Source organism: Oribacterium sp. KHPX15, assembly GCF_900107835.1.
Lineage (GTDB): Bacteria > Bacillota > Clostridia > Lachnospirales > Lachnospiraceae > Oribacterium.
Window position 1 is genome coordinate 274,804 of sequence record NZ_FNRG01000001.1, and the last position, 25,259, is coordinate 300,062.

The 25,259-nt window shown below is 43.5% G+C and carries 20 protein-coding genes; 19 read left to right on the forward strand and 1 reads right to left on the reverse strand.

All coding sequences use genetic code 11. The features are described from left to right. The first annotated feature begins 25 nt into the window (after nucleotides 1-25). The 7 genes from BLV86_RS01110 (at nucleotide 26) to BLV86_RS01140 (ending at nucleotide 11,374) form a co-directional block, all read left to right on the forward strand. On the forward strand, nucleotides 26-1,264 hold the full coding sequence (locus BLV86_RS01110) for an alanyl-tRNA editing protein (RefSeq protein WP_090814823.1): 1,239 nt from the start codon (nucleotides 26-28) through the stop codon (nucleotides 1,262-1,264). A 393-nt stretch (nucleotides 1,265-1,657) separates the two neighbouring features. Next, on the forward strand, nucleotides 1,658-2,644 hold the full coding sequence (locus BLV86_RS01115; RefSeq protein ID WP_031549838.1) for a diaminopimelate dehydrogenase: 987 nt from the start codon (nucleotides 1,658-1,660) through the stop codon (nucleotides 2,642-2,644). Between the two features lie 73 nt (nucleotides 2,645-2,717). Then, nucleotides 2,718-3,836, forward strand: a complete 1,119-nt coding sequence (locus BLV86_RS01120; protein ID WP_090814824.1) for a hypothetical protein — start codon at nucleotides 2,718-2,720, stop codon at nucleotides 3,834-3,836. Nucleotides 3,837-3,919: 83 nt separating this feature from the next. Then, nucleotides 3,920-4,828, forward strand: coding sequence for a LysR family transcriptional regulator (locus tag BLV86_RS01125; RefSeq protein ID WP_090814871.1), 909 nt, complete (start codon nucleotides 3,920-3,922; stop codon nucleotides 4,826-4,828). Between the two features lie 73 nt (nucleotides 4,829-4,901). Next, nucleotides 4,902-5,321 carry a PTS sugar transporter subunit IIB gene (locus BLV86_RS01130; protein WP_090814825.1) on the forward strand — a complete coding sequence of 140 codons (420 nt, stop codon included), beginning with the start codon at nucleotides 4,902-4,904 and terminating at the stop codon, nucleotides 5,319-5,321. A gap of 250 nt (nucleotides 5,322-5,571) precedes the next feature. Next, a complete protein-coding gene (gene ileS, locus BLV86_RS01135) occupies nucleotides 5,572-8,823 on the forward strand; it encodes an isoleucine--tRNA ligase (RefSeq protein ID WP_031549831.1) in 3,252 nt (1,083 codons plus the stop codon). Between the two features lie 94 nt (nucleotides 8,824-8,917). Continuing rightward, nucleotides 8,918-11,374 carry a glycogen/starch/alpha-glucan phosphorylase gene (locus BLV86_RS01140; protein WP_090814826.1) on the forward strand — a complete coding sequence of 819 codons (2,457 nt, stop codon included), beginning with the start codon at nucleotides 8,918-8,920 and terminating at the stop codon, nucleotides 11,372-11,374. Nucleotides 11,375-11,422: 48 nt separating this feature from the next. Here BLV86_RS01140 and BLV86_RS01145 read toward each other — a convergent pair whose 3' ends face one another. Next, complete coding sequence (locus tag BLV86_RS01145; RefSeq protein ID WP_090814827.1) at nucleotides 11,423-12,328, reverse strand: GNAT family N-acetyltransferase; 906 nt, start codon at nucleotides 12,326-12,328, stop codon at nucleotides 11,423-11,425. Between the two features lie 89 nt (nucleotides 12,329-12,417). Here BLV86_RS01145 and BLV86_RS17700 point away from each other — a divergent pair, with 89 nt between their 5' ends. The 12 genes from BLV86_RS17700 to BLV86_RS01200 all read left to right on the forward strand — a co-directional run bounded on the left by BLV86_RS17700 (nucleotide 12,418) and on the right by BLV86_RS01200 (nucleotide 25,248). After that, on the forward strand, nucleotides 12,418-12,567 hold the full coding sequence (locus BLV86_RS17700) for a hypothetical protein (RefSeq protein ID WP_029199935.1): 150 nt from the start codon (nucleotides 12,418-12,420) through the stop codon (nucleotides 12,565-12,567). Nucleotides 12,568-12,569: 2 nt separating this feature from the next. Continuing rightward, nucleotides 12,570-13,073: a VanZ family protein gene (locus BLV86_RS01150; protein ID WP_031549825.1), complete on the forward strand. Its 504-nt coding sequence runs from the start codon at nucleotides 12,570-12,572 to the stop codon at nucleotides 13,071-13,073. Next, complete coding sequence (locus tag BLV86_RS01155; protein WP_031549823.1) at nucleotides 13,073-13,393, forward strand: hypothetical protein; 321 nt, start codon at nucleotides 13,073-13,075, stop codon at nucleotides 13,391-13,393. The genes BLV86_RS01150 and BLV86_RS01155 overlap by 1 nt, the downstream gene beginning before the upstream one ends. Nucleotides 13,394-13,399: 6 nt before the next feature. After that, complete coding sequence (locus BLV86_RS01160) at nucleotides 13,400-15,487, forward strand: aminopeptidase (protein WP_090814828.1); 2,088 nt, start codon at nucleotides 13,400-13,402, stop codon at nucleotides 15,485-15,487. Continuing rightward, nucleotides 15,468-16,376: a DNA glycosylase gene (locus BLV86_RS01165; protein ID WP_090814829.1), complete on the forward strand. Its 909-nt coding sequence runs from the start codon at nucleotides 15,468-15,470 to the stop codon at nucleotides 16,374-16,376. Before BLV86_RS01160 ends, BLV86_RS01165 begins: the two co-directional genes overlap by 20 nt. Further along, nucleotides 16,373-17,920: a D-alanyl-D-alanine carboxypeptidase family protein gene (locus tag BLV86_RS01170; protein ID WP_090814830.1), complete on the forward strand. Its 1,548-nt coding sequence runs from the start codon at nucleotides 16,373-16,375 to the stop codon at nucleotides 17,918-17,920. The genes BLV86_RS01165 and BLV86_RS01170 overlap by 4 nt, the downstream gene beginning before the upstream one ends. A gap of 642 nt (nucleotides 17,921-18,562) precedes the next feature. Then, nucleotides 18,563-19,756: an ABC transporter substrate-binding protein gene (locus BLV86_RS01175; RefSeq protein ID WP_090814831.1), complete on the forward strand. Its 1,194-nt coding sequence runs from the start codon at nucleotides 18,563-18,565 to the stop codon at nucleotides 19,754-19,756. Between the two features lie 256 nt (nucleotides 19,757-20,012). Continuing rightward, nucleotides 20,013-20,894 carry a branched-chain amino acid ABC transporter permease gene (locus BLV86_RS01180; protein ID WP_090814832.1) on the forward strand — a complete coding sequence of 294 codons (882 nt, stop codon included), beginning with the start codon at nucleotides 20,013-20,015 and terminating at the stop codon, nucleotides 20,892-20,894. Nucleotides 20,895-20,919: 25 nt separating this feature from the next. Then, a complete protein-coding gene (locus tag BLV86_RS01185) occupies nucleotides 20,920-22,011 on the forward strand; it encodes a branched-chain amino acid ABC transporter permease (protein ID WP_090814872.1) in 1,092 nt (363 codons plus the stop codon). After that, entirely contained in the window at nucleotides 22,011-22,790 is a 780-nt protein-coding gene (locus BLV86_RS01190) for an ABC transporter ATP-binding protein (RefSeq protein ID WP_090814833.1), read from the forward strand. Before BLV86_RS01185 ends, BLV86_RS01190 begins: the two co-directional genes overlap by 1 nt. After that, nucleotides 22,783-23,490 (forward strand): ABC transporter ATP-binding protein, encoded by a 708-nt coding sequence (locus tag BLV86_RS01195; protein WP_090814834.1) that lies wholly within the window; start codon nucleotides 22,783-22,785, stop codon nucleotides 23,488-23,490. Before BLV86_RS01190 ends, BLV86_RS01195 begins: the two co-directional genes overlap by 8 nt. A gap of 294 nt (nucleotides 23,491-23,784) precedes the next feature. Continuing rightward, nucleotides 23,785-25,248, forward strand: a complete 1,464-nt coding sequence (locus tag BLV86_RS01200) for a GGDEF domain-containing protein (protein WP_242873206.1) — start codon at nucleotides 23,785-23,787, stop codon at nucleotides 25,246-25,248. The last annotated feature ends 11 nt before the right edge of the window (nucleotides 25,249-25,259 follow it).

Here is a 25,259-nt window from a genome sequence, read left to right on the forward strand (position 1 = left end):
TGGATTTGTGAGGAAATAAAACAATATGGAAAAAGAATCATTATACTATCAGATTCCTTATGTGAAGGAGTTTGATGCAAAGGTTTTGTCCTGCGTAAAAAGTGAAGATAAATATCTGGTTGAACTGGACGCCCATGGTTTCTATCCTGAAGGCGGAGGTCAGCCTGCAGATAAAGGCGCCATAGGAGATGCAGTTCTGTCGGATGTTCAGGAAGTTACACTAAAGGATCCGTCCACCGGCGAAAAGCTCAAAGACGACAGAGGAAACATTAAAGTAAAAATAATCCATACCGTTGACAGACCCCTGACAGAAGGTGAGACCTTTCACTGCGTCATCGACTGGGAAAACCGTATGAGAAATTCCCGTAACCATAGCGGTGAACACATCGTTTCGGGTCTTGTTCATAAGCATTTCGGCTACAACAATGTAGGTTTCCATATGAGCGATGTCATGACCATCGATTTCGACGGCCCTCTCACTTTTAAACAGCTTATGGAGATTGAAAAGGAGGCCAATGCCGTTGTCCTTTCAAATGTGCCTGTGAATACACTTTGGCCAACACCTGAGGAGCTTGAAAAAACAGATTTTCGTTCCAAAAAGGAACTTAAAGGAGACGTAAGACTTGTGGATCTGGGCGGTGCCGACCTTTGCGCCTGCTGTGGTACTCACGTCATGACCACCGGTGAAATAGGACCTATCAAGATCCTCTCCGTCCTTGGTCACAAGGGTGGCGTCCGGGTAGAGCTCTTTTGTGGAAACGACGCCCTGTCAGATTACAGAAAAAAACATGAGCAGCTCCTTCAGATGTCCCACATGCTTTCCGTATCCATAGATGAACTTGTGGAAGGCGTACAGATGGTTCTGGATCAGAGCCGCCAAAAGGACTGGCGAATCGGAGCCATCAATCAGAGATACTACGAAATGAAAGCAGAAACCCTGAAGGATTTTGACGGTGTTCTCACGGATATAGAAGACGGCATGAACAATGTCGAGCTCCGGAAATGCTGCGATCATTTCATGAAGCATACTGCATCCAAAGTTGTAGGTGTCTTCGGAAGAAAAGACGATTCCATAGACGCTCAGGATGACAATTGCCAATGGAATTATGTCATAGGCTCAGCAACCGTAGACGTCAGAAGCAAAGCCAAAGATTTCAACGCACTTACAAACGGCCGCGGCGGCGGACAAAAAGAAATGATCCAGGGCAGCGCCACCTGTTCTGAATCTATCCTTCATAAATCGATGGAAGAATTGTTTTCTTGATAATTCGGTCAAGAATAAACAGGCAGGAGCCAGAGGTCATCCATTTAAACCCGTAAAGCTGAGTCGTGAGAAATCAAAATCTGACCCCTTAGAACCACTTGGTCCCATTTTCCTTAGCACCCTCGCCAAGTCAGATTTTTCATAAAGAAAATATCTGACATTGGCGAGGGCCTAGTGGTTCTTAGGGGTCAGATTTTAGATTTCTCCGACGAAGCGCCTCGGGTTTAAATGGATGACCTCTGGCTCCGTACCAATTATTCCCGCCGGTAATACACACTTCACAAATTTTTCATATATCTGCAACGCTCTCACTCTATTGCGATGCGATTTCAGTGTGTTATAATATCTCCGTATTTTGTAACGTATTGTTATAGTTTCACTCAATAGGAGATAATTATGATCAGAATAGGTTTACTTGGATACGGAAATCTTTCACGTGGAATTGAAAGCGCAATAAAGCGCAATGAGGATGAAGAGCTTGTGGCAGTTTTTACAAGACGTGACCCATCCACTGTAAAAATCAATACACCCGGTGTTAAGGTAGACACCGTTGACAATGTTTTAAATTATAAAGATGAGATCGATGTACTCATGATCTGCGGAGGTTCAGCAACCGATCTTCCTAAGCAGACACCGGAATATGCAAAGTATTTCAATGTCATCGACAGCTTTGATACACACCCGAAGGTTCCCCAGCATTTTGCTGCTGTTGACGAAGCTGCTAAAAAGGCAGGAAAGCTTGCTATGATTTCCTGCGGATGGGATCCGGGAATGTTCTCGATCGCAAGAATCTATGCGGAGTCAATACTTCCGGAAGGTAAGCATTATACTTTCTGGGGCAAGGGCGTTTCCCAGGGACACAGTGATGCAGCACGCCGCGTAGAAGGTGTTAAGGATGCAAGATCCTACACGCTTCCTGTAGAAGATGCCATGAATGCTGTAAGAAACGGAGAGCATCCTACATTCACAGCGAGACAGATGCATAAGAGAGAAGTATTTGTAGTTCTTGAAGAGGGTGCAGATAAGGCAAAGGTAGAAGAGACAATTAAGACCATGCCGGATTACTATGCAGATTATGACGTTACCATCCACTTCATCTCAGAGGATGAAATGAAGAAAAATCATGCAGAGCTTCCTCACGGCGGATTTGTTATGAGATCAGGTGTGACAGGTGATGAGGGTCAGCACCACGAGTTCATCGAGTACAGTTTGAAGCTTGATTCAAACCCTGAGTTCACAGGTTCTGTACTTGCAGCTTATGCAAGAGCTGTTGACCGTATGGCAAAGAAGGGTGAGACAGGCTGTATCACAGTATTTGATGTTGCTCCTGCTTATCTCAATCCAAAGACACCTGAAGAGCAGAGACATACCTTGCTCTGATGAGTTTTAGTGTGAAAAATATTTTTCGTCACTAATTGTGCCACCGGTTAAAAGCGGTGGAATGGAGATTTATATGAAATATACAAGAAAAATGTTTTTGATATCTGCCGCTTTAACAGCGGCAGTTTCACTATCTCAGGCTCCTTTGAGTCTGGCTGAAGAAGCTGCAGGTCCATCAGTTTCTTATAACACTGAAACAACCGATACATCTTCATCCTCAGCTTCAAATGGATCCGAGACAGCTTCCGGAAGTGATTCTGTTCAGGCCGCCCTGGAAATTATGAATGAGTCTCAGAGGGCTGCATATTACAAGACTGTTGCTGATTTTTATACAAGTAATGGTTTGGATATACCTGCTGATATTAAGGCAGGACTTGAGCAGTACAGCAGTTTCCTTTCGGATCAGAATACAGCATCGGAAGGAACAGGATCAACGACAGAGACATTTGCATCATCCGCCGGAACCGGAGCTTCTGCCTCTGTAAATGGCACTTCTGTTGTCTGTAAAACTGACGAGAAAGGTTCTACTCTTTTATATAAGGCAGATCCTGCAACCGGAGAAGCTGCTGAACTGTATAACGGATGGTATGAAGACTCTGCAGGAGAGAAATACTATTATGAGAAGGGCAAGCTTACTGTTGGCTGGATCATAGATGACGGAAAGTTTTATTATTTCGATCCATCTACCTGCACTCTTACAAAATCTTCCTACGTTGGCAATTTTTATGTCGGCGAGGATGGTGCGGCACTCATGGATACAGTTACTCCCGACGGTACAAAGCTCGCTTATAACGGTTCTGTATACAAATCAAAGGAACCTGCGGAAAAACTTAATGACCTGACATATATTTACAGGAATTATCTTGTGGAATATCCTGACCTTTATGCCGAGTTTTCCGAAAGATCTTCAGGCAGTTACCAGATCATGCCGGAAAAGGAGAATGGTTTTTCCTGGTATACTTACGCCAGCATGAAACTATACAAGCGTAATGCAAACGGCTCTCTTGGAGAAAGAGTATATGTAGGTGACGGCTGCCTCAGAACAGATGCGGTGATAGAGGTTGTAGAGTCAGACGGAAGTATCAGTACTATAAGGCCGTCAGATCTCATTGGATCCGGTCATGAGGTATGGCAGGCAGACCATATCCATATTGATCCTGCCGGATTCATTACCTATACTGTCGCAAAATAATATGTTCCAAGAGGAGATAGTGAAATAATTACTTTTTATCACTATTTGTGCTGCTGACCAAAGGCAGCGGAATGGAGATTAAAATGACATTACAGCAGTTAAAGCAGGTGATCGCTGTTGCTGACTGCGGTTCCATGAATGAAGCCGCAAAGCATCTTTTCATTACTCAGCCGTCACTTTCCGCCGCCATAAAAGAGCTCGAAAAAGAAATCGGTCTCGACATTTTTCTCCGGTCTAATCGTGGAATAGTCATCACTGCGGAAGGTGAGGAATTCCTTGGGTACGCGAGACAGATCGTTGAGCAGTACCAGCTCATGGAAGATAAGTATGTTAATGCAGGCACCCGGAAAAAGAAGTTTGCCGTATCAATGCAACACTATACCTTTGCTGTAGAAGCTTTCATACAGCTTGCAAGGGAATTTGGCATGGATACTTATGAGTTCGCAGTCAAGGAAACCAAGACCATCGAAGTTATAAATGATGTAAAGAACCAGACTTCGGAGGTCGGGGTCATTTACATGAATGATTTCAACAATAAGGTCATCGGTAAGATTCTGAGAGAAGATTCCCTGGAGTTTATACCTCTTTTTGACTGTGACATTTATGTATTTATGAGCAAGCAGAATCCTATGGCAAAAAAGAAGCTTATTACGCTTGAGGATCTGAAAAATTATCCATGTCTCAGTTTCTATCAGGGAGAGCATAACTCCTTCTATTTTGCAGAGGAGGTTCTAAGCACCTATGACTATAAGCAGATCATAAAATGTGATGACAGAGCTACAGCACTGAATCTTATGGTAGGACTTAATGGTTATACAATGTGCTCCGGCATCATCTGTCAGGAACTGAACGGGGATGAGTACACCACTGTAAAGCTTGATACCACTGAAAAAATGACGATAGGATACATCAAGAAGAAAAAGATCCCTTTAAGTGAACTCGGAGAGCGTTATGTGGCAGAATTGAAAAAATATTCAAAGCAGCAGCTCTGATATATTTGGCTGATAATAATACTTTTCATCACTATTTATGCCGTCGGCTGAAGACGGTGGAATGGAGAATGATATGGAAAATAATAATAACATTTTGATCATTGCTTTGGTGGTGGCAGCTGTTATTGCTGTCATAATTGCCTACAATGTATATAAAAACATTAAACGTAAAAATGCAGATAAGCTTTCCATGAAGATAGCAGAGGATGAAAAGCTGCATATAACCTTGGATAACAAGGCCGATATGTCAGAAGTTGCGAGGATCATTCTTGAGGGTCTCGGTGGCAGCGAAAATGTACGTGAAGTCGACCATGACGGCGGAAGACTAAAGGTACAGATAAATGAGTATGGTGCCGTGGACGAGAAGAAGATCAGATCCGCTAAAGTGGGAGGAGTTCTCCGCCCCAGTAAGACAGCTGTACATATCATCATAGGTTCCGCAGCGGAATCTCTGGAAAATGAACTTAAAAAACATGTTACCCCGGTAGCATGACAAATTGGCCGATGTTCCGTTTAGGAACATCGGCTGTTTTATATCATCCATAAAATTTGGTTATACCTGCCTCTTATGCAAAGCTTTTAACCCCACCCTTGCTTGATTTTGTAAGGTGAGTCCGATATAATTAGTACGCTAAAGGCCGAAGTATACCCATTTTTCAAAACATTGAAAAATCACGGTTCCAAACAGCAAAGGATGCTGCGAAAATTCGGTTTAATATATGATTTAAGGAGATAAGGCGCTGATGTTTAAAAAAGTTGATACAAACATGAACTTCGTAGAGCGCGAGAATGAGGTTGAGGAGTTCTGGAAACAGAATCATATCTTTGAGGATTCCATCAAAGAGCATGAGGGAGATCCTTCTTACGTATTCTACGACGGTCCTCCTACCGCAAATGGAAAACCTCATATCGGACATGTTGAGACCAGAGCATTTAAGGACATGATCCCAAGATACCGTGCCATGAAGGGTTCTATGGTTCCCAGAAAGGCAGGATGGGATACCCACGGACTTCCTGTAGAGCTGGAAGTTGAAAAGTCCATCGGCATCAACGGAAAAGAGCAGATTGAGAAGTATGGAGTTGCGCCTTTTATAGATTTATGTAAGGAAAATGTCTGGAAGTATAAGGGCATGTGGGAGGATTTCTCCTACAAGGTAGGCTTCTGGGCAGATATGGACAATCCATATGTTACTTATCACGATGATTTTATCGAGTCCGAGTGGTGGGCTCTTAAAGAGATCTGGAAGAAGGGTCTACTCTATGAAGGCTTCAAGGTAGTTCCTTACTGCCCGCGCTGCGGAACCCCTCTTTCCAGCCACGAAGTAGCTCAGGGCTATAAGGAGTTAAATGAGCGTTCAGCCATCGTTCGTTTCAAGGCAAAGGATCAGGATTTCTACTTCCTTGCATGGACAACCACACCATGGACACTTCCTTCCAATACCGGACTTTGCGTAAACCCGGATCTTGAGTATTCAAAGGTTAAGGCTGCTGACGGATATACATATGTCATGGCTTCATCACTTCTTGACAAGGTTCTTTCACCTCTTGCAAAGGAAGGCGAGAAGGCTTATGAGGTTCTTGAGACCTATAAGGGAACAGATCTTGTGGGAATTGATTACGAGCCCCTTTATCAGTGCGCGGCAGATGTGGCAGCGAAGCAGCACAAGAGAGCTCATTATGTAGTATGTGATCCTTACGTTACAGCTGAGGACGGTACAGGTATCGTTCACCAGGCTCCTGCATTCGGTGAAGATGATGCCCGTGTAGGCCGTGAGAATGATATGCCTCTCGTTAAGTTCGTTGATGAGAGCGGATGCATGACTGCCGAGACTCCTTTCGCAGGCATGAGATGTAAGCCTACAGAAAAGGAAATCGCAGAGGGTGCTATCAGCTGTGATCCTGAGGTATTGAAGGATCTTTCATCAAGAAAGCTTCTTTACGATGCTCCAAAGTTCACACACTCATATCCTCACTGCTGGAGATGTGATACTCCGCTTATCTACTACGCAAGAGAATCCTGGTTCATTAAGATGAGCGCTGTAAAGGATGACCTTGTTAAGAATAATGCTACCGTTAAGTGGTATCCCGAGACCATCGGTTCAGGCCGTTTCGGTGCATGGATCGAGAATGTTCAGGACTGGGGTCTTTCACGTAACCGTTATTGGGGAACTCCTCTCAATATCTGGGTATGTAAGGACTGCGGCGAAAAGGATGCCATCGGTTCCATTCAGGAACTCAAAGAAAGAGCATATAACTATGAAGATGTTCTTTCAGAGCTTAAGGCTTCCGGCAAGGAGGGTTACAGCTCAGATTACGTAGGTTACGAGCATATCGAGCTCCACAAGCCTTACGTTGACAAGCTTACCTGCAAGTGTCCTAAGTGCGGCGGCGACATGAAGAGAGTACCTGAGGTTATCGACTGCTGGTTCGATTCGGGCGCTATGCCATACGCACAGCATCATTATCCATTTGAGAACAAGGAGCTTTTCGAGGCACAGTTCCCTGCACAGTTTATCTGTGAGGCCGTTGACCAGACCAGAGGCTGGTTCTACTCACTTCTTGCAGAGAGCACAATCCTCTTTAACAAGGCACCTTATGAGAACGTTCTCGTACTCGGACACGTTCAGGACGAGAACGGTCAGAAGATGAGTAAGTCCAAGGGTAATGCTGTTGACCCTATGGATGCATTAAAGAAGCACGGCGCGGACGCTATCCGCTGGTTCTTCTACACAAACTCAGCACCATGGCTTCCAAACAGATTCCATGACAAGGCTGTAGTTGAAGGACAGCGTAAGTTCCTTTCCACACTTTGGAACACCTATGCATTCTTCGTGCTTTATGCAAATATTGATGATTTTGACCCAACTAAGTATTCACTTGAGTACGATAAGCTCGGGGTTATGGATAAATGGCTTCTCAGCAAGCTCAATTCCGTAGTCAAGTCAGTAGATGACAATCTTACAAACTTCAGAATCCCTGAGGCCGCAAATGCCCTTCAGGAATTTGCGGATGATATGTCCAACTGGTATGTTCGCCGTTCAAGAGAACGTTTCTGGGCAAAGGGTATGGAGCAGGACAAGATCAATGCTTACATGACTCTTTACACCACACTGGTTACCTTCTCAAAGATTGCGGCACCTATGGTTCCGTTCATCACAGAGTCCATCTACAGAAATCTTGTCTGCACAGTGGATTCTCAGGCAAAGAAGTCAGTTCACCTCTGCTCTTTCCCTGAGGCGGATGAGTCTATGATTGATGCAGCTCTTGAAGAGAGCATGGATAAGGTACTCCGTATAGTAATCCTCGGACGTGCTGCAAGAAATACAGCTGCTGTTAAGAACCGTCAGCCTATCGGCAACATGTATGTGAAGTCAGAATCCGGTCTTGACCAGTATTACATTGATATCATCGAGGATGAGCTTAATGTAAAGAATGTCATTTTCCAGGATGACTTAAGGGCATTTACTTCCTACACCTTCAAGCCGCAGCTTAAGACAGTAGGTCCAAAATATGGAAAGCATCTGAATTCGATTCGTACATATCTTTCAGAGATCGATGGATCAAAGGCCATGGACGATCTCGAGACTAACGGCGAAATCAAGTTCACAGTTGATGGAGATGCAGAAGTTTCACTTACAAAGGATGACCTTCTTATAGATGTATCCGAGAAGGGTGGATTTGTCACAGAAGAGGGCAATAATCTCACCGTTGTTCTCGATACAAATCTCACACCGGAGCTCATCGAAGAGGGCTTTGTAAGAGAAATCATTTCAAAGATTCAGACAATGCGTAAAGAGGCCGGCTTCGAGGTAATGGATCATATCAAGGTATATGTGAAGGACAACGATAAGATGGCTAATCTTATGCGTAAGAACGAAAGCGAGATCATAAGAGTAGTTATGGCGGACACAATCGTGTATAATCTTACTCAGGGATACGAGAAGGAATGGGATATCAATGGAGAGACCATGACTCTTGCTGTCGAAAAGATCTAAAAATATACTGATCAGATCAGAACCCCTTATGGAAACAATCTGAATGTGTTTCCATAAGGATTCGAAATTTATATTTCGAGAAAGGAATAGGATAGTGGAGAAGTTCGATAAGGAATTATTCAAAAAAGAAATTAAGAGCAGTGCCCGCAAGCTTTATCGCAGATCACTTGAGGATCTCAATACAAAGGAGGCTTTTTTTGCAGTTTCTTATGCTGTTCAGAACACCATCATTGATGACTGGATGGCAACTCAGAAGGTAACTGAGAAAAAGGACGCCAAGAGAGTTTATTATCTTTCAATGGAATTCCTCATGGGAAGAGCTCTCGGCAACAATATCATAAATCTCACTTGTCGTGATGAAATCAAGGAAGCCCTTGAGGAGCTGCATCTTGATCTCAATGCCATTGAGGATGAGGAACCTGACTGGGCTCTCGGAAACGGTGGTCTCGGAAGACTTGCAGCATGTTTCCTGGATTCCCTTGCAACTCTCGGATATTGGGCATGCGGATGTGGAATACGCTATAAATACGGTATGTTCAAGCAGCAGATCGTTAACGGATATCAGAAGGAAGTACCTGACGACTGGCTTAAGGACGGAAATCCTTTTGAGCTTCGTCGTGCAGAGCTTTCAAAGGAAGTAAAGTTCGGAGGATGGGTAGAAGCTGTAAACCACAACGGAAAGCTTAAATTCGAACAAAAGGGATACCAGTCAGTTATCGCGATTCCATATGATACACCTGTAGTAGGTTACAACAATCACGTTGTTGATACTCTTCGTGTATGGGATGCACAGGCAAAGGAAACCTTCCGTCTTGATGAGTTTGATAAAGGTAATTACGAGGCAGCTGTTGAAAATGAGAACATGGCCCGTAACATAGTTGAAGTTCTTTATCCCAATGATAATCACTATGCAGGTAAGGAGCTTCGTCTTCGCCAGCAGTATTTCTTTATTTCAGCTTCCGTACAGACAGCTGTAAAGGATTATGTTGACAGACACGACGGAGACATTAAGCACCTCTATGAGAAGGTTGCCTTCCAGTTAAATGATACACACCCTACAGTTGCGGTAGCAGAGCTTATGAGGGTTCTTATGGATGATTATGAGCTTTCATGGGATGAGGCATGGGAAATAACCAAAAAGACCTGTGCATATACAAACCACACCATCATGGCTGAGGCCCTTGAGAAGTGGCCTATCGAGCTTTTCTCAAAGCTTCTTCCACGTATCTATCAGATCGTTGAGGAGATCAACCGCCGCTTCTGTGAGTATATCCGTGACAAGTATCCTGAGAATGCCGAGCATAAGATTGCAAAGATGGCTATCATTTATGACGGACAGGTTAAGATGGCTCACCTTGCCATCGTTGGCGGACATGCCGTAAACGGTGTTGCACAGCTTCATACAGAGATCCTCAAAAAGGAAACTCTTAAGGATTTCTATGAACTGTATCCTGAGAAGTTCTCAAGCAAGACAAACGGTATCACACAGCGCAGATGGCTTCTTCATGCAAATCCTGAGCTTGCCGAATGGATTTCTGACAAGATCGGTGATGGCTGGATAACAGATCTCTCCAAGATCAGCAAGCTGGCAGTTTATGCTGATGATGAAAAGTGTCAGGCAGAGTTCATGGCTATCAAGCGCCATAACAAAGAACGTCTTGCCAAGTATATACTTGAGCACAACGGAATTCAGGTTTCTACCGATGCCATCTTCGATGTCATGGTAAAGAGACTTCACGAGTACAAGAGACAGCTTCTCAACATACTTCATGTAATGTATGTATACAACCAGCTTAAAGATCATCCCGAGATGAAGTTCCATCCTCATGTTTATATCTTTGGTGCAAAGGCAGCTGCAGGTTACAAGACAGCAAAGCTTACAATCAAGCTTATCAATAATGTTGCCAATGTTATAAACAACGATGAGTCCATAAACGGAAAGATCAAGGTTGTTTTCATCGAGGATTACAGAGTATCCAATGCCGAGCTTATCATCCCGGCTGCAGATATTTCAGAGCAGATTTCAACAGCTTCAAAGGAAGCTTCCGGAACCTCAAACATGAAGCTTATGCTTAACGGTGCCCTTACACTTGGAACTATGGATGGTGCCAATGTTGAGATCGTTAAGGAAGTTGGTCATGAATATGCATTCACCTTTGGATTGTCCTCTGATGAGGTTATCGCTCTTGAGCATAATCATCAGTACAACCCTATGGAGATCTTCAACCACAATCAGGAGATCAGAAGAGTACTTATGCAGCTTGTAAACGGATATTACAGCCCTGAGAATCCTGAGCTGTTCCGTCCGCTTTACAACTCACTTCTCAATACACAGGAATCAGATGTGGCTGACCGTTACTTCATACTTAAGGATTTCGCTTCCTATGACGAAGCTCAGAGAAGAGCCTGCGAGCAGTACGAGGATGAGTCCTGGTGGGCTAAGGCAGGAATTCTCAATACTTCACATGCCGGAAAGTTCTCATCTGACAGAACTATCGAAGAGTATGTTGATGAGATTTGGAAGCTTGACAGAATCAAGGTTAAAGTTTAATGACTATTCAATGAAAAAGCGAGCCGGTGTCGATACCGGCTCGCTTTTTTATACCATCATATATACAATTCTTTCGGTCTCGACATATCCGAGGCCTTCATAAAGATTAAGTGCTATTACATTGTTACTTGAAACCTGTAAAAGTATTTTTTTGTACTTCCCGGGTTTTTCGTAGTTTTCCACGGCTTTCATAAGGGCTTTCCCATGGCCTTTTCCCAGATACTTGTCATACACCAGAAGTCCGTACAGATAAAGCGTTTCTTTATCATAACCTGTGAGATGCACTTCTCCGTATTTATTGCAAAGATCATCGCCGGGGTCTGATATGGGATGCTCCAGAACCTTTTCCATAAGCAGCTCATCATAAAGGTGTACTGCCCCTATAGATCTTAAAGTCTCATAGGTATCCGGTGCCACAAATGGGACAGGAGCCTTTAGCCTGAAGGTCTGATCCCCTGATTCATCATGGAAATCACCCTTACAGAGGAAATCATCTGTATCTGATCCACCATGCAAATCACTTTCAGGGAAGTAACCATCTGGTTCTGATTCATCATCGGATTCAAAACAGATACGCTCATATGCGGCGCAATCAGAACCTGTCAGCGGTTTCTTTATCATGAATTTTATCTTTACATCTCTGAAATCATCCCGAAGACTGTTGTAACACATGGAAAAAAAGCCGATTCCTCTCATGGACGGGTGGGTAAAGGCTTCTACCTCGATAACTTTTTTCCCTTCCACAGTCTCACCGAGAAAATAGCCTGACAGAACCGCAAAAAGTTCTGAATCAAGACCACTTTCCTCTTTATCATCGTTTCTGACAATATAATAAAAATCCCCGTCAAGATCGCTGTCATAGTTCGTATGATCTGCGAGATTACATTCATTGACAAGCTCACATACAGCGGCTCTGTCCATATCTTCCAATTCTTTAAATAATTCAGCTTCCATAGCAAGGATTATAGCACATTTTTTGACACCTACAGCCCATTATGATAAAATACATTAGCCTTTATAGAAATCAGTTAAAAGGAGATATCATGGAGAAGATTTATAAAACAATGAGAGATACCGGAGCCGGCTCAATCGCCCTCGGAATAGTGATCCTTGTTGCAGGAATAACAGTTGGCATTATTTCCATCATAAACGGAACCGTACTTTTAAAGCGTAAGAACGAACTTACTTTCTAAAAATGGCAAAGCATTCAACCAGAAACCAGAAGATTGGTTGGATCCTTTTCGTACTTTATCTTGCGGCTCTTCTTTATCTCATGTTTTTTTCAGAGATGGAACAGAGAGGAGTAGGCGCAAAAACAGAATACACCTACAATCTTACACCCTTTGTTGAGATCAGCAGATACCTGTTTTCCGGTAAGCAGATAGGCCTGAGAGGGGTTTTGCTCAATCTATACGGAAATATTCTGGGATTTATGCCCTTCGGTTTTATCCTGGGTGTTATCAGCTCAAGATGCAGGGAGCATTGGTATAATGCTGTGATATGCACATATCTTTTGAGCTTCAGTATCGAGATGATTCAGCTGGTGCTGCGTGCGGGAAGCTGTGATGTGGACGATATCATACTTAACACGTTGGGAGGCACTTTAGGTTATGCTGTTTTCTGTTTTGTGCAGCACAGAAGGAAAGTTAATTATTTTAAACGTCATCCGCAAAGACGTCATGGATCCAGAGGCATTTAGTGGCTAATAAAAAGAGATATAATTATATACGTAAAAAAATCGCACCGGGCACCTGGTTCAAAGTTATGACTGCAATACTATCCTTTGTTTTACTTGTGTCCTGTATCGTCATTTCCACCTACATGGAGGGGAAAGGACCGTTATTCATAGGTGCCATGGGCATAAGTTCAATCATCATGGCTATTTATACAGTTTTTAATTCCATGGTTTTTGAAAAGGATCCCGAGTGCAATTACATACCTGTACATGCTGCAGGTATCGTTGCAGGAATCATAGTGATTCTATGGCTCATCCTGCTTCTTTTAGGTTTGTTTTTTTGAGGTAATATGGAACGATATAACGATGCTGTAGAGCGCATCAGAGAAATCCCGGAAGAAAAGGCTGTGCCGGAAACTTTCCGGGATTATTTCATTACATGTGCTGAATTCATTATAAAAATAGATGATTTTATAAAAGAAACTGAAAATATAGATCTGTCCGGATATTCCTTTACTGAAGATAATGACGCCATTCCCGGCAGAAGCATTGACCTTCGCAAATGGAATCAGGTGCTGTATGAGGATATGGTAAGAGATTATGATCACTCATACCTTAATCCTGCATACGCTGAAAAGAAGCTTTCTCCTTATGGCAGTATCCTTTCTGTTCTCCTTTTGGAAATAGAAAACCTCATTCAAAGTGCCTATGAGAAGGACCTTTATGATATAACAAATGTCCTGGAAACATTCATTCAGGTATATTGTCTTTTCACTTCTGATTACAGGGATTTTTCGGATAATGCTGACGCACAGTCACTTCCCGAGGTTAAGACATTAAAAGATGTCCTTTATTCCTATGCTTATGACTATTCCATGGATTTTCTTAAGAAGCAGATGGACAGACAGTATCTTTGTTCCGATACCTATACGAAAAAAGTCCTGTCATCACATGATTTTAAAAATGTTGATGACATATATCTTTATGGAGCTTATATATCAGAAACAGCCTACAAAACCGCAGAGTTTGCAGCTTCTCTTTCAGATGAAGAGGTGGACCGTATGGCATACACCTGGTATAAAGGATTTAAAGACGGTTTTTTGATCCAGGGAAAGCCATATGATAAAAAATCCCTGATTGAGTTTAGATTCCATATTGGTTTTGAAAGAGTTGTAAAACGTGCAGCGGAGTACTTTAAGGAAGATGGTTATGATTTCACTGTTCCGGTGAGATCAGCTCATTTCCTAACCAGATCACCGCAGGGAGCTGCTTTACTTTATGAGAGCCCTAACCGGCAGATGGACTATGATCACTGCTATGACCTTTCTCTTGTAATGGGTGACCGTATAGCATCACGTATGCTGGAGGAAACAGATCAGATATTCCGTACCTATGATTCGGAAATAAAGCGCTATGCAGGTCCTGTTGTTATGGAAACATTTGGAGAACCTGAGTTTGAACCTGTAGAAAAGTTCGAGAAGCTAAGCTTCAACGATCATCAGAAAGAAGTTTACGGAAGATACAGAAGCGAACTTCAAAATACCGTATATAAATATATCGATGCCGAGGAACGTTCCTTCACCATCATTGCATGGCCTCTGCCAACTATAGGACACGATTTTAAAGAAATCTTCCGGGAGACAATTGCCATCAATACTCTGTCTTCGGAAGCCTATATGCCTGTACAGGCAAGGATTATAGATGCTCTCGATAAAGCTGATTACGTGATTGTGAAAGGCCGTGGAAATGATACCGACATGAAGGTGATGCTTCATCCTCTTACTGATCCGGATAAACAGTCAAATTTTGAAAACTGTCTTTCCGATGTAAACATTCCACTTGGGGAAGTATTCACCTCTCCTTTACTTACAGGCACAGAAGGTGTGCTGAACGTTAAATCAGTATTTATCGATGGTATACAGTTCCATGACTTAAGGATAGTTTTTGAAAACGGAAGAGTGACAGATTACAGCTGTAAAAACTTTGAAGATCCTGATGCCTCAAAAGCACTGATCCGCCGTGTGATATTCGGAGAAAAGGAAAATCTCCCCATAGGAGAATTTGCCATCGGAACCAATACTCTTGCATACAAAATGATCGAGAAGTATAAAATCGGTGCAAGGATGCCCATCCTCATTGCAGAGAAAACAGGTCCTCATTTTGCAGTAGGCGATACCTGTTACTCCTTTATGGAGGAAATGCATCTCTTCAACCCTGACGGAAAAGAACTCATTGCCAAAGATAATGAATGTTCCATCCTCAGAAAAACTGATCCGGATAAAGCTTATTTTGCGGTTCATACGGATATTACAATTCCTTATCATGAACTTGACTCCATTGAGGCTGTAACAAGTCATGGCGAACATATCTCCATCATATCCGGCGGCAGATTTGTTCTTGAAGGTACGGAGGTACTGAATGCTCCACTTGACGATTAAAGATTTTGATCTTACTGCCATAGCAGAGTCCGGCCAATGTTTCCGCATGACTTCGGTGGGAACCATTGAAAAAGAATATCCGGTATATAAAATTGTGGCCTTAGGCAAATGTCTCCTTATCTCGAGAGATCCGAAGGGGGATACAGATACATATCTGGCAAGCTGTACGGAATCCGAGTGGGAGGAATATTATAAACATTATTTCGATCTGACAACGGACTACGAATGCTACAGAAGCTATGCAGATCCTTCGGATGAATTCCTGAAAACCTGCATGGAATATGGTACCGGCATCCGTATACTTAATCAGGAGCCATGGGAAATGCTTATAAGCTTCATCATTTCTCAGAGAAAATCAGTTCCTGCCATACGTACAACAGTTGAAAAGCTTTGTGCACTTTCCGGAGAAGAATGCTTCATAGACAGTTCTGAGTGGCATACATTAGCTCCGGAAATACCGGAAAGAATCTATTTTTATCCGTTTCCCGATGCCGGAACTCTTGCAGGATTTGATGTCGAAGAGATCGGATCCACCGGAACAGGATATCGTACAGGGTACATTATGGAAGCTGCAAGAAAAGTCACTACCGGAGAGATCGATCTTTCTGCCCTTGCCGAAACTCCTGATGAGGCGCTTTTGGAAGAACTTCTGAAGATCCACGGAGTCGGCATAAAAGTGGCCTCCTGTACAGCACTTTTTGGTTTTCACAGACTTTCTCTTTGTCCGGAAGATGTATGGATGAAGAGAGTAAAGGAACAGTTTTACTCCGGCAGCTGGCCGGAAAGCTATAAGCCGGTCCTCGGTGTACTCCAGCAATACATGTTTTACTATGCACGACTTGAACACGAAAAAGACAAAATTAAAAGAACCGGAAGAGAGAATCAATGACTAGAAAAAAGCATGGTGGAATACGGTTTTTAACCGTACTCGCCACACTGACAATTTTAATATGTAACCTCATAACACCTCTTAGTACCATCAAGGCGTATGCAGCATGGAATTTTCCGTATGTGGAGATCAATGCTGAGGCCGGCATTGTTATGGACGCAGATACGGGAGCTGTACTATTTCAGAAGAATGCCCATACAAAGGAATATCCTGCATCCATCACAAAGGTATTGACCGCACTGGTAGTGCTTGATAATTGCAAGCTTGATGATATGGTCACCTTTTCCCATGATGATGTTTACAATGTTGATGCAGGATCTTCCAATGCTCAGATAGAAGAGGGGGATACGCTTTCGGTTGAAGACTGCCTCCACGCACTTCTCCTGAAATCCGCCAATGAGGCCGCCAATGCCCTCGCCTGTCATGTGGCAGGATCCAGGGAAGCATTTGCGGAAATGATGAATCAAAAGGCTGCAAAGCTTGGATGCACAGACAGCCACTTCACAAATCCTTCAGGTCTTTTTAATGAGAATCACTATACCAGCGCCTATGACATGGGTCTTATAGGCATAGCTGCCATGAAAAATGAAGCCTTCATGGAGATCGATTCACACCTTTCCTATAAGCTGGCAAGCACCATCCGTAATCCGAATGGACATACAGTTTATATGGAGCACAAAATGCACCTTGATGATACAAAGTACTCTGACAGCAGAGTAGTCGCAGGAAAAACCGGCTATACCATGGATTCCGGCAATACTCTCATCACTATGGCAAGCGAAAACGGCAGAAATCTTGTAGCAGTTGTTCTGAAGGATAAGAACCCAGCCCATTATACAGACACTAAAGCCATGCTGGACCTTGGTTTCTACAGCACGGAAAACCAGGTTCTGGATCCTTCACTCTTCAACACAGAGGATATAAAGAACCGTCTGATCGCAGATACCATTGCGGATTCCGGATGCACCGCCTCAGACCTTTCCGTAAAGGAAACCATGTATGTGTCATTACCCGTTGGTTCCTCTCAGGAAGGACTGACTTACAGACTGAACTATAACCTGCCGGATTATGTTTCCGCACACACCATAGCAGAAATAGAATATCTTGCAGACGGACTCCCTGTAGGAAGGTATTTTATTGAAAAAGAACCGACAGTCGCCATAGAAACCAGCTCTCAGGAATCCTCCGCTGCGGACGAACAGACTAAGGAAGCCCTGACCTCCATAAGCGTGACCGCAATTGCCGGCGTTGTCGGTGTTGCCATTTTAGCCACATTCGCCGCTCTCGGCATCAAACGTGTAAGAGATTCCCGAAAGATGGCCAGATACATGCATGACCGCCGAACCGAACGCCTCAAAGACCTGGACATGTCCGAAGAGGAATTCATGGAGGTCCTTCAAATCCGCCGATCTCAAAAGAACCAAAACCAGAACAACAATAATTATAATTCCAATTACAACAACAACCGTTACGACCACTACGACCACAACAATTCAGCTAACCGCAAAAACATCAGCCGTGGCCGCAAAGACCATAGGATGTAATAATCATATCGTTTCAGCCGGGCCACATGCGAAGCCATCGCCCGGCTGAATTTTTTCTATTGTTCTCCCCTCTCTAAAAATCACGTTAAAGTTTCACGCCCTTTATGTCTTCATTGCTATGTAACAGTTCAATCTAAATGTCGAACAACCAAGCTCAGAAAATGCAAGGGATGTGCGGCTAGGGCTGCGGACTGAAAGCACATTTGGCGCAGATATGTACGAACAGGATGCACGTCAGTGCAGCCTGGGCGAACATATCTGCGCCAAATGTACTTTCAACTCCGTGGCCCGTCGCGCATCCCTTGCATTTTCGTCCTGCTTGATATAATATACAAAGGACAGCAACGGAGCTGCCGCGCATGCGGTAGCTCCGTTTTTTTGCGCCAAGTCATAACCCGCAGTTGTCATAAATATTCTATCATTAACATTGAGTAATATTTTAGCCTTATATATGTTGAAATAATCCTTAAAAGTGATAGAATAATCACAAATGTGTGTACATGGAATACACTTGTTTTTCCACCACGGACAAAACAGTGAAAATGTACTAAAAAACACTACAGATATAAGCCGACAGAATACCAGATAAAAAAACTGCTTATATCGACTTTTGACTGATATGTCATTACTAAGGAGGGAAGTATGAAACTGAAGAAAATCTTAGCATTAGGTCTTGCTGCAGCTATGACTGCATCACTTGCTGCCTGTGGCGGAGCATCATCCGGCGGAAATACAGGAAGCGGTGCAAGTGCAGGCGGAGACGTTATCAAGATCGGTGTATTTGAGCCTACAACCGGTGAGAACGGCGGTGGCGGATTCCAGGAGGTACTTGGTATTCGTTATGCAAATGAAACTCACAAGACAGTTAAGATCGGTGACAAGGAATACACCATCGAGCTTGTAGAGGTAGATAACAAGTCAGATAAGACTGAGGCAGTAAATGCTGCTAACAAGCTTATGGGTGAGAAGGTTTCTGTAGTTATCGGTTCCTACGGTTCAGGTGTTTCTATCGCAGCCGGACAGATCTTTGCAGATGCCAAGGTTCCTGCCATCGGATGCTCATGTACAAACCCTCAGGTTACACAGGGCAATGAATACTACTTCAGAACATGTTTCCTTGATCCGTTCCAGGGAACTGTAATGGCTAACTACGCTATGCAGAACGGATATAAGAGCGCAGCTATCCTCACACAGCTTGGTGATGACTATTCATCAGGTCTTGGTTCCTATTTCAAGACTGCTTTCACAGAGCTTGGCGGAACAGTAGTAGACGAAGAGCAGTTCCAGACAAACCAGACAGATTTCAAGGCTGTTCTTACAAACATTAAGGCAGCAAATCCTGACGTTATCTTTGCTCCTTCATCCATCACAACAGCACCGCTTATCATCAAGCAGGCAAGAGAACTTGGAATCACATCTCTTATCGCTGCAGGTGATACATGGGAGAACTCAACCATCATTGAAAACGCAGGCAGCGATGCAGAGGGCGTAGTACTTTCAACCTTCTTCGATGAGGCTGAACCTGCCAATGCAGAGGCCGAGTCATTCATCAAGGGCTTCAAGGATTACTTAAAGGCAAATGATCAGTCAGATATCATCCCTGCAGTATCAGCTCTCGGATATGACGCTTACCTTGCAGCATACAATGCTATCGAGAAGGCACAGTCAACTGACGGCGAGGCTATAAAGGAAGCTCTCAAGACTGTTTCATTTGACGGTGTTACAGGAGCTGTTTCCTTCAACGAAGAGGGCGACGCAAATAAGGATATGGCATTCATCAAGACCATCCAGGATGGTGCGTTTAAGTTCCTTACAACTACAACCATCAACGGCTAATCATCACTTTCTGTTTTATCGTAACTATTCAGGATCATCGATCAGGAACTGACCGATATGATAGCCTTACGAAACATTAGCGGTATTGTAAGAGGGGCATCCTTTAAAGATGTCCCTTTATACTTTTCAGATCAACCTATGAGGTGAATGTCTAAAGTATTTGTCATTCACTGACAGCGCCTTGGCACACATCCGTATGCAAGGTGCTGAATCATATCAATATCAAATCTATTCTTTTTATAAGGGGAATCATCTTATGTCTCTTACAACGTTCCTGCAGCAGTGTCTGACAGGTATTTCACTGGGTGGTGCTTATGCACTTATCGCCATCGGTTACACCATGGTATACGGTATACTCAGACTTATCAACTTCGCACATGGTGATATCTTCATGATGGCAGGATACTTCATGATATTTGCCATGGCATCTTTCCCATGGTTTATCGCCCTTCCGATCGTTCTCATAGTGACAACGGTTCTCGGCGTGAGCATCGAGAGAGTAGCTTACAAACCACTCCGTTCGGCACCCAGAATGTCAGTTATGATCTCTGCCATCGGTGTATCATACCTGCTCCAGAATCTTGCAACCTATCTTTTCACAGCGTTGCCGATGGGTTATCCGGAGATCCCGGTGCTTAAAAAAGTTTACCAGCTGGGAGGTCTTTCAGCTTCCTTCGTAACCTTCCTGACACCGGTGCTTACCATCATACTTGTATATCTTCTCATGACACTTATCCAGCATACAAAGATGGGTATGGCCATGAGAGCGGTATCAAAGGACTATGAGACAGCTTCTCTTATGGGTATAGACATCAACCGTACTATTTCCATTACCTTCGCCATAGGTTCTATTCTTGCGGCTGTAGGTTCTATTCTTTACTTTACAGACCGAATGACAGTATTCCCATTCTCAGGCTCACTTCCCGGAATGAAATGCTTTGTAGCCGCCGTTTTCGGAGGTATCGGTTCTATACCGGGAGCAGTTGTGGGAGGATTCCTCATCGGAATAGGTGAAACTGCGTTGGTCGCTGCGGGACAGTCCACCTTCTCAGATGCATTTACCTTTGTAATCCTGATAGTTATTCTTCTTGTCCGTCCTACCGGAATTTTTGGTGAGAAGACTACCAATAAGGTCTAAGGAGGAAAGGATGGGTCCAAACAGAATGATAAACAAAGAAAAACGAAGAAACTGCATATGTACACTTATCCTTATAGCCGCTGTGCTCGGAATATGTGGTTTTCTTGAGGCAAATAAATACAGCTACAGTTATGCAATTTCCATCATTGAAAGATCCATGGTTTACGCAGTAGTTGCGGTTTCCATGAATCTGGTTAATGGTTTCACCGGTCTGTTCTCACTTGGTCAGGCAGGTTTCATGGCACTTGGTGCTTATGTGACAGCTATTTTTACAATCCCTGTGGGACAGAGACCTTCCGTTTATTACATTTCCGGTATAAATCCTGCCATTGCAAATGTTCAGCTCCCCATCATCGTGGCGCTGATTCTTGGAGGACTTGTTGCCGCAGGTGTTGCAGCTCTTATCGGTTTCCCGGTTCTCAGACTCAAGTCTGACTACCTTGCAATTGCAACTCTTGGATTTGCCGAGATCATCCGTGCATGTATCGCTGCCCCTCAGTTCGATACCATCACGAACGGATCATACGGTCTCAAGTCCATTCCGGGATTTACCAATATATTCCAGCCTTTGGCATTATCCGTGGTTTGTATCGGACTTATGATACTTCTCATCAATTCCTCCTACGGAAGGATGTTTAAGGCAGTACGTGAGGATGAGATAGCAGCCGAGGCAATGGGTATCAACCTTTTCAAAACCAAGGAGCTTTCCTTCGTTATCTCTTCATTCTTTGCCGGAATAAGTGGCGGAATGCTTGCCATGTTCATGAGATCAATTGACAGTAAGACCTTCCAGGTTGCCCTTACCTACGATATCCTTCTCATCGTTGTTATCGGTGGTATCGGTTCTGTTACAGGTTCTGTTATCGGTGCTTTCATCGTTACCGCAGGAAGAGAGCTTCTGAGATTCTTTGATGAGCCCCTTATGATTGGAGGAGTTCAGGTTCCTCTCTTCAGACCGGGATTCCGTATGGTCATCTTCTCCATACTTCTCATGGTTGTAGTTCTTTTCTACAGAAAGGGACTCATGGGAACAAATGAATTCAGCTGGAACGGAATCTTTGACTTTTTTAAGCATCCGTTCAAAAAGAAAAGTAAAAAGATGGAGGGCAAGGCATAATGAACGATAACACACAGAATGTCCTCAGCATGCAGAATGTCATCATGCAGTTCGGAGGCGTAAGAGCCATAGACAATCTTTCTCTTGATGTAAATAAGGGAGAAATCGTTGCTCTCATCGGTCCTAACGGTGCAGGTAAAACAACTGCATTTAACTGTATCACAGGAATCTATACACCCACTTCCGGAATGGTCAGCTTTAACGGAAAAAACCTTAAAGGAACCTCTCCGGACGAGATTACAAAACTCGGAATCGCAAGAACCTTCCAGAACATAAGACTTTTCTCAAATCTTACTGTTTTTGATAATGTTCTCATCGCAAAGCATCTCCGTGCAAAGGATAATGTTTTCACCGCGACGCTGAGACTTAACCGTGCGGAAGAGAAGCGCATGAGAGAAGAGACCGCGCTGCTTCTTAAAGAGCAGGGTCTCTATGAGCTTAAGGATGAGATCGCATCTTCACTTCCTTACGGTCTCCAGAGACATCTTGAGATTGCAAGAGCACTTGCGACACAGCCTGAGCTTCTGCTTCTGGATGAGCCGGCTGCCGGCATGAACCCTCAGGAGACTCAGGAGCTTACTGACTTCATCGTAAAGATCCGTGATCAGTACAAGCTCAGTATCTTCATGATAGAGCATCATATGGATCTGGTAATGCAGATTTCAGAACGTATCTATGTTCTTAATTTCGGAAAGCTCATCGCTCAGGGAACTCCTGATGAGATTCAGAGCAATCCTGAAGTAATCGAAGCTTATCTGGGAGGTTCTGAGGATGCTTAAAGTAGATAATCTTAAAATACACTATGGTGGAATCGAAGCTGTTAAGGGCATCAGCTTTGAGGTTCCGGATCATTCCATCGTAACTCTCATAGGAGCAAACGGTGCAGGAAAGTCTTCAACACTCCGTACAATTGCAGGTCTTGTTAAGGCCAGCGAGGGAACCATCAATCTTGACGGCGAAGACATTACCAACATGCCATCAGCAAAAAGAGTGGGAAAGGGCATCGTGCTCTGCCCCGAGGGAAGAAGAGTATTCCCCGACATGACCGTTCTTGAGAACATAAAGATCGGTGCATATTTAAGAAATGATGATCTCACAGCAGACATAGAGAATGTTTATAATCTGTTCCCGAGACTTAAGGAACGTAACTGGCAGCTTGCCGGAACACTTTCCGGCGGTGAGCAGCAGATGCTTGCGGTAGCGAGATCCCTTATGTCCAATCCGGAAATCATGATGCTGGATGAGCCCTCCCTCGGTCTTGCCCCCATAGTTGTGCAGGAAATCTTCTCCATCATCAAGAAGATCAACAAGGAGCGCGGTACAACCATCCTCCTCATCGAGCAGAATGCCAACATGGCACTGAAAGTAGCTGATAAAGCCTATGTTATGGAAACAGGCCGCATCACTCTGTCAGGCACAGGTGCTGAGCTTCTCGCCAATGATGACATAAAGGCAGCTTATCTTGGTAAGAAAAAGTAAGACGATAAATTTAGAGTAACATTGACCCGGCTGAACACAGACTCTGTGTCCAGCCGGGTTTTTATATCAACTCCGAGTGACAAAAGTGGGTATCGAAGTCATTTTGCACTTTGCGTTGCCAGAAATATCACTCCCTATGGTTTACTGAAATTGAATACTAATATAATTATCCTTTTAATAATTATGTTAAATAGTTTTTTTGCCGATGTATGCTTATGGCAGCGATTGTATTCGCTGAATAGTGTGTAAAATATTTCCATGAACAGGAAAGTATATGAGGTTGTCTTGGTTGATATGATGGATAAAGATAATTATGTAGATAGTATAGATAACAGCATAGGTCAGTTTACTGCAGAAGATAGTGCCGGGTTTGATGATACGGTACCTTTGTTTAATGTGTGTGATTATCCAAAGGAACAGCAGGCGCTCATCATAGAGTGTAACAAAAGGATCGAAGAAGCAAACGCCAAATGTCGAATCGCAAAAATCAGAGAGGATATGTTCGCCAAAGGACTTAAAGCCGGAATGTATTTCTGTACTTTTGATCGTGATGAAAACATGCTGAGCTTTGAGTTCAATGAAGAAGCCCGGCAGCTGTTGGGATATAACGGACTTGATGACCTTCCTAATGAGTTTGACAGCTGGGTAAAAACCCTTATTCCTGAAGAACGGGATGGTCTGGTCAAGCTTTTCTGGGATACAGTTCGCATTCACCGCAGGTTACCTGATATAACACATGCCACTTATCGTATGCGCAGAAAGGATGGCAGCATTATATGGGTCACCGGAGCAGGAAGATTTGTAAGACGTCCTGATGACGGCTCCTTAGAGATATATATGGGCTGTTATCGTGACATCACGGCGCAGCAGGAGCTGGAGGAGCACCTGAAAATCATTGAGGCTATGGGGCAGATCTTCAATTTCTCCTTATTCATCGATGTGAGCGATATGAGCTACCGCATAATCAGCACCAATGAATACGTGGAAATGGTTCCGAAAGATCCTGATGCTTTTAGATTTCTTATGAATAATGTGAAAACCACTGTAGCGGAGAGCTTCCGTAAAAACTTTGAAAACTGGCTGCAAAAAGACAAAATACTTTCAGCTATCGAAGAACATGGATCCACTAGTCTTGAGTTTTACAGCGAAAGTGCAAAGCGTTGGTTCAGCGGAGTGTTTTTGGTGGGTGACCGGGATAAGGAGGGAAAAATCACCCACATAGTTTATGGTTGTTTTGACATTACGGAAACCAAGCTGCAGCATCTTGCACAACAGAAAAAAATATCTGATTTTGAAACGGAAATCTATATTGATTCTCTTTCCAAAATAAAAAACAGAAAGTTTCTTGATGAAAAGATCGTGTATCTCCCTTGCGAAGCTGTGGTAATGGCTGATATCGATTTCTTTAAAATGATCAATGATAAGTACGGTCACCAATGCGGTGATGAAGCCATCAAGAAAGTTGCGGAAATCCTTGAACAGTCTGTCCGAAAGGATGATGTAGTCATTCGCTATGGCGGAGACGAATTTACCATAGTTTTCTTTGATATCAAAAAAGCGGACCTGGAAAGCAAGCTTACATACCTTGAGTCAGAGCTTGAGGGAATCACTCTTGTGGATTACCCGGAGGTTCACATCACTATGAGCTTTGGTGCAGCATTAGGCACGGAGCTTGTGAGCAATCTCATAGGAATTGCGGATAAGGCACTGTATGAAGCCAAAAAGAGTAGAGCTACATACACTTTGATAGAAATATAAATCAATTACCT